Raw genomic sequence first — 1,327 nt, 5'->3', positions numbered from 1 at the left:
AAGATAAAAGGGCTTGCGCAAATGTATCCGGGCTCGTGTTGGGCGTGGATTGGACGCCCGGCCCCTGATGAGTAGCCGCACCCGATTGGCCTAGAAAGTAAGGCAGTCTTGATGACTGGATTCTTTGTCAGGTTTCCGATCGGGCCGTGTGCCGTATATCTTCATCACAGCTCAGTGGTCGCAAAAGCAGGCGTGCCGTAGCGGGCAGGTGGTACTTGATCAGGCGGGACTGGGTTGCGCCCGGTACTCGCCGCCTCTGGCCAGAATCGCCCACACGATTCTGGCCATTTTATTGGCCAGCGCGCAGGCGACGACATTGGCGTGGCGGCGTCGCAGCAGGGACTGCACCCATGTGCCGAGCGCGTCATGGCGCCGCTCGATATAGCGCATCACGGCACGCGCACCCTGAACGAGCAGACTTCGCAACTGGGCGTTGCCCCGTTTGCTGATGCCCAGCAGCGTGGCGCGCCCGCCGGTGGAGTGCTGTCGGGGCACCAGGCCGAGTGAGGCGGCGAAATCGCGGGCGTGCCTGAAGGCGTGCGCGTCGCCGATCACGGCAATCAGACTGCTGGCGGTGATTGGGCCGATGCCCGGGATGGTAAGCAGGCGCTGTGCGGCCTCGTCTTCAGCGAGCTGGGCCTTGAGATCCGTTTCGATCCCGGCGATTTCATTGCCGAGCTGGCCGTAGCGCCGATGCAGCCGTAGCAGTGTGGCGATGAGCCGCGGTGGCAGTTCGTGTGCGGGCTCATCGAGCAGGGCCGGTAAACGGGCGATAGCGCGTGCCCCCGTTGGCAGGCTGATGCCAGATTCGAGCAGGAAGGCATGAATCTGATTGCTGGTGGCGGTGCGTTCGGACACCAGCGCTTCGCGCACGCGATGCAGTGCCAGCAGGGTTTGCTGCTCAGGTGTCTTGATGGCCACAAACCGCATGGATGGACGCGAGGCGGTTTCACAGATGGCCTGGGCGTCGCCGAAGTCGGTCTTGTTGCCTTTGACGAACGGTTTGACGAACTGCGGCGCGATCAGTCGTGCCTGGTGGCCAAAGGACTGGAGTTTGCGTGCCAGCCAATGCGCTCCGGCACATGCTTCCATGGCTACCGTACAAGGTGGATGCTGGGCCAGCATCATGATGAGCTGGTGGCGTGTGAACTTCCTGCGCCAGAGTTGCTGTCCACGTGCGTCCTGTGCGTGAACGAAAAAGGAGTGCTTGCCCAGATCGATACCGATCAACTTTGCGTCTGCCATGATGGCCCCCTTGAAAATAGGAAACGGCCCAGTAAGCGTAAGCCTATGGGCCATTTCGGTCAGGCTGACCATCTCATTAGTA

Annotated in this window: 1 protein-coding gene; it reads right to left on the bottom strand. The window is 61.6% G+C overall.

Going from position 1 to position 1,327, the window contains the following annotated elements:
- Positions 1–219: 219 nt before the first annotated feature.
- Positions 220–1,245 carry an IS110 family RNA-guided transposase gene (locus PQR40_RS38935; protein ID WP_408394695.1) on the bottom strand — a complete coding sequence of 342 codons (1,026 nt, stop codon included), beginning with the start codon at positions 1,243–1,245 and terminating at the stop codon, positions 220–222.
- Positions 1,246–1,327: the final 82 nt, after the last annotated feature.

The organism is Paraburkholderia sediminicola, assembly GCF_046026855.1.
In the GTDB taxonomy this organism is placed as follows: Bacteria; Pseudomonadota; Gammaproteobacteria; order Burkholderiales; family Burkholderiaceae; genus Paraburkholderia; species Paraburkholderia sediminicola_A.
This window is presented reverse-complemented; position numbering and strand designations above follow the sequence as displayed.

Coding starts and splice junctions, on each gene's coding strand:
- PQR40_RS38935 (WP_408394695.1), bottom strand. CDS start 1,245: ATGGCAGACGCAAAGTTGATCGGTATCGATCTGGGCAAGCACTCCTTT.